The organism is Burkholderia sp. NFPP32, assembly GCF_900119325.1.
Taxonomy (GTDB): Bacteria; Pseudomonadota; Gammaproteobacteria; order Burkholderiales; family Burkholderiaceae; genus Burkholderia; species Burkholderia pyrrocinia_C.
The window spans coordinates 51872-65516 of sequence record NZ_FPJP01000013.1 but is presented as its reverse complement, the minus strand read 5'-3'; the positions used below and the strand labels follow the sequence as shown (position 1 = coordinate 65516).

The following is a 13645-nucleotide window of genomic DNA, read 5'->3' as shown; positions in this document are numbered from 1 at the left end:
GTCTCCCGTTGCCGGTTCAGATCACGCCGCGCGTGCGCCAGTCGCGGCGCGTCGCGGCATCGATGCCGATCGATTCGAGTACCGCATCGGTATCCGCGCCGAGCGCGGGCGCCGCGCGTTCGATACGCCCGGGCGTCGCGCCGAGTTTCGGCACGATGCCCGGCACCTGCACGGGCGTGCCGTCGGGCAGTGCGGCGTCGACGATCATGTCGCGCGCGCGGTAATGAGGATCGGCCGCGATGTCGGCCACGTCGTAGATGCGCCCGGACGGGATGCGCGCGTCGTTCAGCGCGGCCAGCACGTCGTCGAGGTCGTGGCGCGCGCTCCACGCGCCGATCGCCGCGTCGATGCTCTCGACCTGCGCGACGCGGCCGTCGTTGTGCGCGAGCGCGGGATCGCTGCCGAGATCGGGCCGCCCGATCAGCTCCATCAGGCGCCGGAAGATGCTGTCGCCGTTGCCTGCGATCAGCGCGTACCTGCCGTCGCGGCAGCGGTACGCGTTGGTCGGCGCGATGCCGGGCAGGCTGCTGCCGGCCGCCTCGCGCACCGCGCCGAACGCCGAGTATTCGGGCAGCAGGCTTTCCATCATGTTGAACACCGATTCGTACAGCGCGACGTCGACGACCTGCCCGTTGCCGCCCTGCTGCTCGCGATGCCGCAGCGCGAGCAGCACGCCGATCACGCCATGCAATGCCGACAGCGAATCGCCGAGCGAGATGCCGACGCGCACCGGCGTGCGGCCGGGCTCGCCGGTCAGGTGCCGCAGGCCGCCCATCGCCTCGGCGATCACACCGAAGCCGGGACGGTCGCGGTACGGGCCCGTTTGCCCGAAGCCCGACACGCGCAGCATCACGAGCCCCGGATTGATCGCGGACAGCGCGTCCCAGCCGAGCCCCCAGCCTTCGAGCGTGCCGGGCCGGAAGTTCTCGATCAGCACGTCGGTCCCGGCGACGAGCCGGCGCACGACGTCCTGCCCTTCGGGCGTGCGCAGGTCGAGCGTGAGCGAGGTCTTGTTGCGCGACTGCGCGGCCCACCAGACCGACGTGCCGTCGTGCAGCAGCCGCCATTTGCGCAGCGGGTCGCCGAGGCCGGGCGGCTCGATCTTGATCACGTCCGCGCCGAATTCGGCGAGCATCCGGCCCGCGAACGGCCCGGCGATCAGTTGGCCGAGTTCCAGCACGCGGATGCCGTCCAGGGGGCGCGTCATGGCTGTCTCCGATGAAATCGCGTTGTCGATGACGGCGATCATGACGGCGTTCGCGCATCACGAAAATCGATCGATGCTCAACCAGCCTTTCCGAAACGGAAAGGCGCATGCCGGTGCGATGGCCGCGTGCGACCTCATGCGCGGTGCGTCAGCCTTTCCGTATAGGAAAGCGCGCTCGCGCAACGGTCAAGCGGCGCCGTGCGCGCCGCCGGCAGAATCGATCCCGTTCCGCGCCCGCAGGGCGCTTGTCACTGCCAGCGAGACCCGCCATGTTTTCCGTTTCCTCTCCCGCGAAGATCGTGTTTCTCGACCGCGCGACGCTGTCGCCGCAAACCGTGCTGAAGCCGTTCCCGTTTCCGCACGAATTGCATGCGTTCGAACGGACGAGCGCGCACGAAGTCGCGTCGCGCATTGCCGACGCCGATATCGTCGTGACCAACAAGGTGCGGCTCGACGCGGCGACACTCGCCGGTGCGCGGCGCGTGCGAATGATCGCGATCGCCGCGACCGGTACCGACATCGTCGATCTCGGCGCGTGCGCGTCGCGCGGGATCGTCGTGAGCAACATACGCGGGTATGCGGTCCGCACGGTGCCCGAGCATACGTTCGCGCTGATCTTCGCGCTGCGCCGCAGTCTCGTGGCTTACCGCGACGCGGTGCGCGCGGGACGCTGGCTCGGCAGCGGGCAGTTCTGCTTCTTCGATCATCCGATCCGCGATCTGGCCGGCTCGACGCTCGGGATCGTCGGCGACGGCGTGCTCGGGCGCGCGGTGGCCGGCATCGCGCGCGCGCTCGACATGCGCGTGCTGTTCGCGGCGCACGGCGGTGCCGCCGGTGACGACTACGCGCCGCTCGACACGCTGCTGCGCGACAGCGACGTGATCACGCTGCACTGCCCGCTCACGCCCGCGACGCGGCACCTGATCGATGCCGCCGCATTCGCGCGGATGGCGCGCCGGCCGCTGCTGATCAATACCGCACGCGGCGGGCTCGTGGACGAAAGCGCGCTCGTCGACGCATTGCAGTCGGGGCAGATCTCGGGCGCCGGGTTCGATGTGGTCACGCAGGAACCGCTGCCGGCCGCGCATCCGTTCCACGCGATCCTGTCGCATCCGGCGTTCATCCTGACGCCGCACGTCGCATGGGCGAGCGACGAGGCGATGCAGGCGCTCGCCGATCAACTCGTCGACAACGTCGCCGCGTTTGCGGGCGGCGAGCCGCGGCATGTCGTGCGACTCGTGTGAGGCTTGCCGGTGCGTGCGAACGTTGCAACCGCGCAAACAGAACGGCCCCGCTCGATTGCTCGAAGCGGGGCCGACTCAATCCGGGGGCTGCTTACGCCAGCGACTCGGCACGTGACGGGTTCGTGCATCCGCCCTGTCCTGCGGCCGGTTTCTGAACGCCCGATGGGCATTACTTCAAGGAATTCGAGCCCCCAACGCTCCAGCGCACCGCTCGGCGCGCCGAGCCCGCCGCTAATTTCAGTAGGCGGACATCTCGACGCAAGGATCGACCTTGGACGGCGAGCAGATGACCGAATACTTGGCGCTCTCGCGCATCAGCGCTTCGCCTTCGTGCAGCGCGATCTTGATCTCGGGGTGACGCTCGTACGCGAGGAATGCCGAGCACACGACCGCGGACATCACGACGAGGGAAAACACAAACTTTTCAAGGGTTTGGAAACGTTCTGGCATGGTTCGACCTTTCTCTCAGCCAGCGATTATACCCCGAGATAAGGGTTTTCCCTATATCGCCTGACGCATGCCGGGGATTGCCGTGATCGCCCCCCTTTTTCGTCGTCGTTTCGCCCGCCCGTTCGCGCCCGGGCACCGGGCGGGACGCGCGAGCGTCGCAGCGTCGCTCAAGCGCGATCGCGGGAGTCGGCCGCTTCGACGGGCCTGACGGAGGACGGGCGCATGCCGATGCGGGCGGCGTCGGGACCTATCCGGTTGTGCAACGTGCTGCGCTCGAATCGCTTGAACGACTCGGCAATGTGCGTGCGCAACAGCTCGACATCCCACGGTTTGATCAGGAGCTTCTGGACCGATCCGTCGCCGGGCGCGGCGGCAATCGACTGCCCTTCGCCATAGCCGGACAGCAGGATGCGCACGATGTCCGGATAGAGTGCCTTGACGCGCTGCAACAGGTCGATCCCGGACAGGCTGGGCATGCGGAAGTCCGACACGATCACGCCGACGCGATGTTGCGCGAGCAGGTCGAGCGCGTCGGCGGGATCGGTCGTGCCGAGAATCTCGTAGCCGTCGCGGCCCAGCGCCTGCCTGAGCGTCTGCAGGACGGCCGGGTCGTGGTCGACCAGCAGCAGCGTCCGGTGCAGCAGCTCGCGCTGCCGGCAATGCTCGGGAAGCTCCGAGCCGGCGGAGAGCATGTCGGCGATTTCCGCCCCGGTGACCGGATGGCTGAAGTAATAGCCCTGCATCGCATGGCAGCGGTGCCGGTTCAGGAACGAAAGCTGCGCTTCCGTCTCCACGCCCTCGGCCACCGTCTCCATGTGCAGCGACTCCGCCATCGCGATGATCGAGCGCGTCAGCGACGCGCCTTCCGCGCTCGTGGTGACGTCGCTGAGGAACGACTTGTCGATCTTGACGACATCGATGGGCAGGTCCTTCAAGTACGACAGGCTGGAATAGCCGGTGCCGAAGTCGTCCAGCGACAGCACGACGCCGAGCGCCTTCAGTTCGCGCAGCGTGTGCGCGATCGCGTTGCGGTCCTGCATCAGCACGCTTTCGGTCAACTCGAGTTCGAGCCAGGCCGGCTCGAGGCCGGTATCCCGCAGCGTCCGGCGCACCACGTCGGCCATGTTCTGCTGCCGGAACTGGCGTGCCGACAGGTTGACGGCGATCCGTAGCGGCGCATGCCCGTCCTGACGCCACGCGACGGCCTGCGCGCAGGCCGTGCGCAACACCCATTCGCCGATCGGCAGAATCAGCCCGGTTTCCTCGGCGATCGGGATGAAGCGGTCGGGCGGAATCACGCCGATGCCGGGGCGGCGCCAGCGAATCAGCGCCTCGACGCCGCTGATCCGGCCGGTCTTGAGATCGACCTTCGGCTGGTAGTACAGCTCCAGTTCGCCGTTCGCGGCGGCCTCGTGCAGCGCGTTTTCGAGTTCGGCCTGTTCTTCCACGCGGGCGCCCAGCTCGCGCGTGTAGACGCTGTAGCCGTTTCGCCCGCGTTCCTTCGCGCAATACAGCGCGGCGTCGGCCGTCTTCAGCAGCGTCTCCGCGTCGGCGCCGTCGGTCGGACAAACGCTGACGCCGATGCTCGTCGTCACGTGCAGGTCGTGTCCGTCGAGCATGAACGGCGCGCCGAAGGTGTTCAGGACCTTGCGGGCGACCGCGTCCGCATCCGTCGCGGTCGACAGGTTGACCAGCATCACGACGAACTCGTCGCCGCCGAGCCGCGCGACCGTGTCGCCGTCGCGCACGGCTGCCTTGAGCCGGGCCGAGACGGCTCGCAGCAGGCCGTCGCCGACCGAATGGCCGAAGGTGTCGTTGATGTGCTTGAAGCGGTCCAGGTCGAGCACCATCACCGCGATCAGGTGTCCCGTGCGCCGCGCGTGCGACATCGCCTGCTCCATGCGGTCGCTCAGCAGGTTGCGATTGGGCAGGCCGGTCAGCGCATCGTGGTTGGCGAGGTATTCGATGCGCCCCTGCTGCATCTTGCGCTCGGTGATGTCCTGCACGATGCCGCGCAGGATGATCGCGTGGTTCAGGTCGCGCCCCGCCTCCGCGTGGTGCAGCACGTGGCGCTCGGTGCCGTCCGGGTGAAGCAGCCGATGCTCGAGCGAGAACGGGGTGCCCTCGGTGCGCAGGCTCGTGAACGACTGGATCAAAAGCGGCTGCTCGTCGACCGGAACGGCTTGCAGCAGCCGATCGAAGGTCGGCGGCGTGCGCTCGGGGTCGAGGCCGAGGATCCGGAACAGCTCCGGCGACCAGCTGCCGTCGGTCCGGCCGGCCTGATACTCCCAGTTGCCCAGATGCGCGAGCGCCTGCGCGTGCGTCAGGCTGATCTCGGCGCTCGCGAGCTTCTCGAGCGTCGCGGCCGCGCGCAGCAGGTAGCGGAGCCGGTAGCCGAGCAGCTTCCAGCGCATCGGCTTGGAGACGAAATCGGTCGCACCGGCGTCGAAGGCACTGGCGATCGACGCGTCGTCGTCGTTGCCCGTGAGCATGACGATCGGCACACGGCGACCTTCCGGCAGCGCGCGCAGCCGGCGGCAGCAGGCGAAGCCGTCGCCGCCGGGCATCTCGACGTCGAGCAGCACCACGGCAGGACGATGACGCAGGAACGCGTCGATGCCCTCCTGCGGCCCGGTCGCTTCCTCGACGCGAAAACCCTCCGGCTCGAGGGTTTCCACGACCAGCAGGCGCGTCATCGCATCGTCGTCGACGATCAGAATCACCGGTGCATCGACATTTTCCTCGTTCACGACCGTTCTCCTGTTTTCGACCCGCCGCGATCGCCACCGCGATCGTCCGGCGGCCCGCTCAATCCTCCACCATGCGTTCCGCTGTCAATGCGGCCTGCGCGTGCCCGAATTCGGCGTCCGTGCCGGCGACGAGGTCGGCTGCCGCGGCGATGTCGGCAGCGCGCGCCCGTTGCTCGATCTCCTTGCAGCGGGCCGACAGCACGTGCGCGCCGACGTTCGCACTGCTCGACTTCAGCGTATGGGCGGCCAGCCTCAGCGCATCGGCATCGCCCGCTTCGACGGCCGCGCGCATGTCGCGGATCAGCCGCGGCGCATCGAGCGTGAACTGATCGATGATGCGGGTCAGGATATCGGGGCGGCCCGGCCGCTGGAGCGCGCGCAATGCGTCGAGCGCCTTGCGGTCGATCACGTCGGCATCACCGTCCCGATCGGCGGTGGCCGCCCCGCCGGCTTCGGTGCCCGCTTCGATGCCGGCTTGGGTTCCCGCGTCGCCGCTCGCGACGGCCGGCCCGGACGCCGCGCCGCGGGCATGGCGCGCGAGCATCTGCAGCAGCGCATCGCGACGGAACGGTTTTCCCAGGTAGTCGTCCATGCCGGCGGCCAGGCAGCGCTCCCGGTCGCCGCCGAGCGCGTTGGCCGTCAACGCGATGACCGGCAGACGCGGCGCGCCGGCTGCCGCTTCGTGCCGACGCAGCAGCCGCGTCGCCTCGAAGCCGTCCAGCAGCGGCATCTGGCAATCCATCAGGACCACGTCGAACACTTCGTCCGCCAGCATCTTCAGCGCCTGCCGGCCGTCTTCGGCCACGGCCACCCGATAGCCGGTGTCCTCCAGCATCGCCAGCGCGATCTGCTGATTGACCACGTTGTCCTCGACCAGCAGCACGCGCGCCGATCCGGCGTCGGGCGGCAGCGCCGCGTCCGCCCCGGCTTCGTCGGACACCGGCGCGGCCGAAGGCAGCGGCGGCGGCCTCATATGCATCGCCGATGCGATGGCCGTATAAAGCTCCGCGCCATGGAGCGGCTTCGTCAGCCGGGCGTCGATGTCGAGTTCGCGCGCGACCTGGATGCTGTCCATCATCTCGAACGCGGTCAGCGTGACGATCCTGAGCGCACGCAGCGACGGGTCGTGGCGGATGTGCTGCACGAGCGAGATACCGTCCATGCCCGGCATCCGCACGTCGACGATGGCCAGATCGAACGGCGCCCCGTCGGCGACGGCCGCCCGCAACTGCGACAGCGCATCGTCGCCGCCGATGGCCGTCGCGACGCACAGCTGCCATTCGATCGCATGTTCGACGAGCACGCTGCGATCGGTCTCGCTGTCGTCCACGATCAGCACCTTCAATCCCGCCAGCGACGACCTTGCGCCCGCCGCGACGTCGACCACGCCGGACGCCGGCTCGAGCCGCGCGGTCACGGTGAACACCGAGCCCTTGCCGGGCGTCGATTCGAGCGTGAGCTTGCCGCCCATCATCTCGGCCAGCTGGCGGGAAATCACGAGCCCCAGCCCGGTTCCGCCGTATTTGCGCGCGGTCGAGCTGTCGGCCTGCTGGAACGGCCGGAACAACTGCGCGGCCACGTCCGGCGCGATGCCGATGCCGCTGTCGGCGACCGCGAACACGACGCGGCCGTCGTCCGTATACGACACGGCCAGCTCGACCTGCCCGCGCTCGGTGAACTTGATTGCATTGCCGATCAGGTTCGTCAGGATCTGGCGCAGCCGGACCGGGTCGCCTCGCATCCATTGCGGCACGGTATCCGCCTTGCGGAACAGCAGCGCAAGCTCCTTGCGCTGCGCATTGGGTTCCAGCAGCGCGACGACATCGTCGAGCAATTGGTGCAGGTTGAAATCGATGTGCTCCAGCGTCAGCTTGCCGGCCTCGATCTTCGAAAAATCGAGTATGTCGTCGATGATGATGAGCAGCGTCTGACCGGATCGATACACGGTGTCGACGAACTTGCGCTGCTTCGACGTCAGGCGCGTGCGTTGCAGCAACTCGGTCATGCCCAGCACGCCGTTCATCGGCGTGCGGATCTCGTGACTCATCCTCGCGAGAAATTCCGATTTCGCCGAATTCGCGGTTTCGGCCGCGGCGATTGCCGCCTGCAGGTCGATGTCGCGACGTTCGATTTCGTCGAGCATCGTGTTGAAGCCGGCGATCAGGGTCGCCACTTCGTCGCGGCCCTTGTGGGACATGCGCAGGGACAGGTCGCTGCCGTTGCGGATGCGGGCCATGGTGCGTGTCAGATTCCCCAGCGGGCGGGAGATCGACGTGCCGAGGCGATGACTGATCACGAGGCTGCCGATCGCGAGCAAATACGACACGGCGACGATCATCGCGATGGCGCTCGTCACCGCGCGATTGACCTGCGACACGATGCTGCGCTGCTGCAGATCGACGCGCACGGCCTCCTGCTCCGTATAGGCCGCGAGGCGATTCGCGGTCGTCTCCACGTCCGCGATGATGCGCTGCATGCTCGCGTCGTTGGACAACATGTTCGACCGCACCGCGAGGATGCGGCGTGCGGATCCGGCCAGTTCAGCGGCCAGCGGAACCACATCCTGCGCGCGGCTCGACTCGCGCTGCCCGCTCGCGACCAGCGCATCGCGCAGCGCGCTCGCGGCGGCGGCGAGCTTGCCGAGATTCTCCCGTGCGTCGGCGTCGGCACGCTGGAGATGTTCCGTGCTTTTGCTTTGCGCGACCATGCGAAGGTCGGCCGCCAGTTCCTTGATGCCGCCGTTGACGACGGTCGACAGGTACCTGATCCGGGCCGCCTGCCGCTGGAGCGCGATCGTTTCGTCGAGACGCTGTCGCGCCTTGACGATCCGCAGCGCGAACGGGTCGGCGATTTCAGCCAGCTTCGTGTCCAGCGCATCGAGGGACTGCAGGACCTTGTCCTCCCTCGCGTGGTAGCGCGTCGCGACGGACGGCTCCACGAACATCCTGCCGCGCAGCGCGACAAGGCTGTCGTTGCCGTCGAGGATGTCGGCCGCCACGCGCCCGAGCGCATTCGCGACGTCCTGCGTCGTGGCGGCCTCGAGGCTCGGCGCCGCGATCGCCAGCGCATTGCGCGCACCGCCGATGGCCGCCTGCATGCGATCCCGCAGCGGAGCGAGCCGGTATCGGCTCGGCGCGGCGTCGACATGATCGGCAACGCTGACGATGTCCTTGACGTTCATGCGAACCTGGTCGAGCGCGTGAATCGTCCGGTTGTACGCTGTGTTGGCCGCCAGCGCGTCGCTCACTGCCGCGTTGGCCTGGCTGTCCAGCCGTTCGGTTTCGGCGCGGATCGTGCCCATCAATGCGTCGCCCCGTGCCTGGATGCGCTCGATCAGACGGGTTTCGGCGCCCAGCCGCGCCTCGTCCCGCAGACGCTGGCCGACGCCTTCGCTCATCGACCGCAGCATCGTGCGCAGGTCGGTGGACGGCGCGTCGACGCCGTGCCCGTCGATCGCGCGCACGGCGGCCATGAGAGCGGCAGTCCGCTGCAATTGCGTTTCGATCTCCGCCGTGGCCTGCTCCTGCTCGGACGCGTCCTGCGCCCGCTCGAGCCGGCCGAAATCCACCGCGAGCTCCGCGTACGCGCGCTGGAGTTCGTTGCTGCGCACCTGCAGCGGCAACGACTCGGTCGTCAGCGTGCGCACGCCGGACGCAATGCCGCGCACCGCGATCAGGCTGGTCGCGGAAATCGCCAGCGCGCCCAGCAGCATCAGGCTGGTGCCGGTGACAAGCTTGGCCTTGATGTCCATGCAGCCTCCGGGATCGGGACGGCCCGCGCGCGGCCATCCGGCTGGTTATCTGGCCGGCGCGTCCACGGGAGCGATGCGGCCGTGCGCGATTTTCGAGAGGAACACCGCATTCAGCGCCTGGTGATTGTCCGCGCCCAGATCGGCGACCAGACCGCCCAGGTCGAGATGCCGGATCGATTCGAGCGCCTGCTTCAGCGTCGCCCGGCTCGGCGACGGGCCGGCGCGTTCGAGGCCGATCAGCATGATCTTCGCGTCGATGCAGCCCTCGATGTGCACCACGCCCGCGTGTTCTCCCGGAAAGCGCCGCTCGATCAGCCGTACGCAGTCGCGGATCACGTCCCGGTCGTTCTGGGGAAGCGGCACGACCTGCGAGATCAGCGTGCCGTCCCCTTCGTCGCCGACCAGGCGCAGCAGGTCGTCGGTGCCGACGAACGATACCGATGCGAGCCGGGCCTTCAGGCCTTCGCGACGTGCCGCGCGGATGAACGCGGCAATCGGCGTATAGGGGCCGGCCATGACCACGACGTCAGGCTGGCTGTCCAGCAGCGACGCGAGGCCCGTGTCGACCGCGGTGGTTCCGCGACGGAACGTGCCGGTCGCGACGACCTCCAGGCCATGGCGCTGCAGCGCCAGCCGCGTGCCCGCCAGCACCGCGAGCCCGAAGCCGTCGTCCTGATAGAACACCGCGAACCGTTTCGCGCCGTCGTGCGCGATGAAATGGTCGACCAGCGCGCGGGTCTCGTCTTCATAGCTGGCGCGGATGTTGAATACCTCCGGCACGACCGGCTTGCGCAGCGCCATCGCGCCGGTGAACGGGCCGACGAGCGGAATGCCGGCCTCCCGGATGATCGGCAGCACCGCCGTGGTCGTCGGCGTGCCGACATAGCCGAACAGCGCGAACACGTTGCCCCGTTCGATCATCTCCAGCGTGCTGTCGACGGTCCTGTCGGGCTCGTAGCGATCGTCGCCGACCACGAGGTCGATCTTCCTGCCATGCACGCCGCCGCGCGCGTTCACGTCGTCGAACACGGCTTGCGCGCCCGCCAGCAGCCCGCGCCCGAGGCCTGCCGAATTGCCCGATTGCGCGTTGACCATCCCAAGGCGGATCGTGCCGTCGGTCACGCCGGGCTCTGCCGCAAGGCAGGCGCCGGGGCCTGTCATCGCGGCAACGCAGGCCATCAGCGTCACTGTCCGGTGCAACGTCGCGCTTCGAGCGTGCTGGCGGACCGCGAGGCCGTGTTCAGGCCCGACGGAAGGCGCCGTCCATCCCGGGCTGCGCCGGCCAAGGGATCGAACGATCGGCGCGAACGGCAGGCGGCCGGCACGAGCAAGCGCGCGCAATACATGCGGAAACCGGGTACCCGAACACATTCGTGCGACACACACGCCATTGCCCATGCTGGGTTCCCCTTCCGCACCCGGTTTCTTGATTCTTGATATCTGGTCATGCCCGCCGCATGCCGAACTACCGACGCGGCATGATGCGATTAGTCATATATATAGGTTGCATCAAATGCGACTGCAAGCCGGAGGCGATTAAACGCGGATTATCGACGGCATTGCACTTCCCGCACGGGAACGTCATCGCGCGAAGGCTGCATTTTGTTTTGCTTTCGGAATTTCGATTCGATTTTTAATGCGCCATTCTTTTGCTTGAATTCGCTCATTCGAATCGCGATGAATGCGCGCCGTGGTGGCGCGATCCGGTCCCGATTCTAAAACGGAACCGGCCGCCGATCTGCAACGCGGCGGGAAGCTCGCCTGCACGGCCCGAATGCCGTGATCTCTCGATGGAAAACTGGAGTTCGCGGCGCGCCGGAACAGACGGCGAACGACGTCGCGGCTGCGTCACTTCGGCGCCGACGCGCCGCTCGCCGCGTCGCCATGCCACGCCTTGCCGATCTGGTCGATCAGCGATTTCGCGGTGCCGGTCGCGAGCGCCGCGTCGACGCCCGAGGTCTGCCACGAGCCGTCGGCGGCCTTCACGAAGGTCAGGTTCGCGCGCGACGGCGAGTAATCGGCATTGCGCCACGTGACGACGACGTCGCACGAGTACGTGCGATCGCCGAGCTTCTTGCAGTCGCCGTCGGGCTTCGCCGACACGACATCGGCCGACACCGGCAGCGGCTGGCCGAACAGCGCGTTCAGGCCGCCGTGGTTTTCCGCTTCGAGCGCGCGGCGCACCGCGGCGTCGACGTCGTTCGATCCGGGGCCGTCGTGGAGCAGGTTGCAGGCGGCCAGCAGCGTCGAGGCACAGCCGAGTGTCAGCAGCGTTTGAAACTTCATGGATATCCGTTGTCGAGTAAACGTCGGGTGGCGCGCGGGAACACGTTCGCCGGACCGGTATGCCGCGTAGTCTGCAACGTCCTCGTGTCGTTCGCGGTATCCATTTGTAACCAATTGCACGGACGCGATCGCTCGCTGCCGCGCCCGCGCCTACTGCCGCTCCTGCTTCACGCGGCTGACGAGCTGCGTCGGGCTCACGAACTGCAGCGCGATCACGACCCACACGAGCGTGATGACCATGTAGATCATCGCCATCGCGTCGATCGACTGCGGCGCGCGCACGCCGGTCGAGAACACCGCGTAATACAGCGCGACGACCAGCGTCTGCGTGCTCGGGCCCGCGGTGAAGAACGTCAGCTCGAACATCCCGATCGTGCGCACCAGCACGAGCAGCCCCGCCGCAAGCATGCCCGGCACGAGCAGCGGCAGCAGCACGTAGCGGAAATAGCGCCACGTGTTCGCGCCGAAGATGCGCGCGGCGGCTTCGAGATTCGGGTCGATCTGTTCGATGAACGGCGTCATCACGAGGATCACGAACGGCAGCGCCGGCACGAGGTTCGCGAGGATCACGCCCGGCAGCGTGCCCGCGAGCCCGACCTTGTACATCACGGTCGCCATCGGAATCCCGTACGTGACGGGCGGCACCATCAGCGGCAGCAGGAACACCAGCAGCGCGAAGCGCTTGCCGCGAAACCGCACGCGCGCGAGCGCATAGGCGGCCGGCACGCCGAGCGCGATCGACAGCAGCACGACCGCGCCGACGACCTCGACCGTCACCCACAGCACGCTCGCGAGCTGGAAGTCCTCCCACGCCTTCGCATACCAGCGCAGCGTGAAGCCCTGCGGCAGCGGCGTGCCGAACCAGCGCGTCGCGACCGAGTTCACCGCGACGGTCGCGATCAGCAGCATCACGTTCAGCAGGAAGAACGCCATCAGCCCCCAGACGAGCGCCTTCCAGGCACGGCCGGCGAGGTTGCTTCTCATCTTTTGCGGCTGCCTCGCATCGACGGGCCGTGCATCGGGCGAACCCTGCTTCGGCGGCCAGGCCGGCGCGGCATGATTGTCGGTCGCCATCAGCCCTTGCCCCCCGCCACCGGCCCCGTGTAGAAGAAGCGGCGCGCGCCGAGCATCGATGCGACCACCAGCAACTGCACGAAGCCCATCACGATCGCGATCGCCGACGCGAGCGAATAGTCGTAGCTCTCGAACGCGGCCTCGGCCGCCGCGATCGAGATCACGCGCGTCGGCCCGGCCGGCGCGCCGAGCAGCACGGCCGACGGGAACACCGAGAACGCCTGCACGAACGACAGGCACGCGGCCATCGTGAGCCCCGGCACGAGCAGCGGCAGGTAGATCTGCCGGAACTGCTGCCACGGGTTCGCGCCGAGCGTCGCCGCCGCGCGCGCGAGCGTCGGGTCGATGCCGCTGATGTACGACAGCATCAGCAGGAATGCGAACGGAAAGCCCGACACGATCAGCGACAGCAGCACGCCCCAGTAGTTATGCGTGAGGCGTACTTCGTCGGTGTACAGGTGCAGCCCCTGCAGCGCTTGCGGAAACCAGCCGTTCGGCCCGAAGTACGTGAGCATCCCGTCGGCGACGAGCACCGTGCCGAGCGTGACGGGAATCACGAGCAGCGTCGTGACGAACTTCTGGTACGGCGAATGGCGGCGCAGCGCGAACGCGACGGGCACCGACACGCCGACGTTGAGCAGCGTGGCCGGCACCGCGAGCTTCAGCGTGACGAGCACGGTCGGCCACATCGCGGTATCGGTGAAGAACTGCACGTAGTTCGCGAGCGCGCCGCCGCCGTTCGTCGGCTGGAACGACAGCACGAGGCCGTACGCGAACGGATAGATGAACAGCGCGACGATGAACCCAAGCGCGGGCGTGACGAGCCAGGCCTTCGCGTCGCGCGGCGTGCCGGCCGCAAGCGTGCTCATGCAGCCTCCCGGCG

10 protein-coding genes are annotated in these 13645 nt (G+C 68.1%); 1 reads left to right on the top strand and 9 read right to left on the bottom strand.

Features of this window, described 5'->3' with window-relative positions; genetic code table 11:
- Positions 1–16: 16 nt before the first annotated feature.
- Positions 17–1207: a CaiB/BaiF CoA transferase family protein gene (locus tag BT264_RS23020; protein ID WP_072441377.1), complete on the bottom strand. Its 1191-nt coding sequence runs from the start codon at positions 1205–1207 to the stop codon at positions 17–19.
- 269 nt (positions 1208–1476) lie between these two features.
- Between BT264_RS23020 and BT264_RS23015 the strand changes: the two genes are divergently transcribed.
- The gene (locus BT264_RS23015) at positions 1477–2451 is read left to right on the top strand and encodes a D-2-hydroxyacid dehydrogenase (RefSeq protein WP_072441071.1); all 975 of its coding nucleotides are present in this window, start codon (positions 1477–1479) and stop codon (positions 2449–2451) included.
- A 237-nt stretch (positions 2452–2688) separates the two neighbouring features.
- Here BT264_RS23015 and BT264_RS23010 read toward each other — a convergent pair whose 3' ends face one another.
- The 8 genes from BT264_RS23010 to BT264_RS22980 all read right to left on the bottom strand — a co-directional run bounded on the left by BT264_RS23010 (position 2689) and on the right by BT264_RS22980 (position 13631).
- The gene (locus BT264_RS23010; protein WP_006497261.1) at positions 2689–2901 is read right to left on the bottom strand and encodes a hypothetical protein; all 213 of its coding nucleotides are present in this window, start codon (positions 2899–2901) and stop codon (positions 2689–2691) included.
- 167 nt (positions 2902–3068) lie between these two features.
- Positions 3069–5651 (bottom strand): EAL domain-containing protein, encoded by a 2583-nt coding sequence (locus BT264_RS23005; RefSeq protein ID WP_072441069.1) that lies wholly within the window; start codon positions 5649–5651, stop codon positions 3069–3071.
- A gap of 58 nt (positions 5652–5709) precedes the next feature.
- Positions 5710–9402 (bottom strand): response regulator, encoded by a 3693-nt coding sequence (locus BT264_RS23000; protein WP_072441067.1) that lies wholly within the window; start codon positions 9400–9402, stop codon positions 5710–5712.
- A 45-nt stretch (positions 9403–9447) separates the two neighbouring features.
- Positions 9448–10524, bottom strand: coding sequence for an ABC transporter substrate-binding protein (locus BT264_RS22995; protein ID WP_256260696.1), 1077 nt, complete (start codon positions 10522–10524; stop codon positions 9448–9450).
- Positions 10525–10983: 459 nt separating this feature from the next.
- Positions 10984–11169: a hypothetical protein gene (locus tag BT264_RS39625; RefSeq protein ID WP_218173355.1), complete on the bottom strand. Its 186-nt coding sequence runs from the start codon at positions 11167–11169 to the stop codon at positions 10984–10986.
- 81 nt (positions 11170–11250) lie between these two features.
- Positions 11251–11688, bottom strand: coding sequence for a hypothetical protein (locus BT264_RS22990; RefSeq protein ID WP_034184197.1), 438 nt, complete (start codon positions 11686–11688; stop codon positions 11251–11253).
- A gap of 150 nt (positions 11689–11838) precedes the next feature.
- Positions 11839–12762 carry an ABC transporter permease gene (locus BT264_RS22985; protein ID WP_072441063.1) on the bottom strand — a complete coding sequence of 308 codons (924 nt, stop codon included), beginning with the start codon at positions 12760–12762 and terminating at the stop codon, positions 11839–11841.
- A complete protein-coding gene (locus BT264_RS22980; RefSeq protein ID WP_072441054.1) occupies positions 12762–13631 on the bottom strand; it encodes an ABC transporter permease in 870 nt (289 codons plus the stop codon). Before BT264_RS22980 ends, BT264_RS22985 begins: the two co-directional genes overlap by 1 nt.
- Between the last annotated feature and the right edge of the window lie 14 nt (positions 13632–13645).

Excerpts from the sequence above, each read along its gene's own strand:
- BT264_RS23020 (WP_072441377.1), bottom strand. The coding sequence starts at position 1,207 with ATGACGCGCCCCCTGGACGGCATCCGCGTGCTGGAACTCGGCCAACTG.
- BT264_RS23015 (WP_072441071.1), top strand. The coding sequence starts at position 1,477 with ATGTTTTCCGTTTCCTCTCCCGCGAAGATCGTGTTTCTCGACCGCGCG.
- BT264_RS23010 (WP_006497261.1), bottom strand. The coding sequence starts at position 2,901 with ATGCCAGAACGTTTCCAAACCCTTGAAAAGTTTGTGTTTTCCCTCGTC.
- BT264_RS23000 (WP_072441067.1), bottom strand. The coding sequence starts at position 9,402 with ATGGACATCAAGGCCAAGCTTGTCACCGGCACCAGCCTGATGCTGCTG.
- BT264_RS22990 (WP_034184197.1), bottom strand. The coding sequence starts at position 11,688 with ATGAAGTTTCAAACGCTGCTGACACTCGGCTGTGCCTCGACGCTGCTG.
- BT264_RS22985 (WP_072441063.1), bottom strand. The coding sequence starts at position 12,762 with ATGGCGACCGACAATCATGCCGCGCCGGCCTGGCCGCCGAAGCAGGGT.
- BT264_RS22980 (WP_072441054.1), bottom strand. The coding sequence starts at position 13,631 with ATGAGCACGCTTGCGGCCGGCACGCCGCGCGACGCGAAGGCCTGGCTC.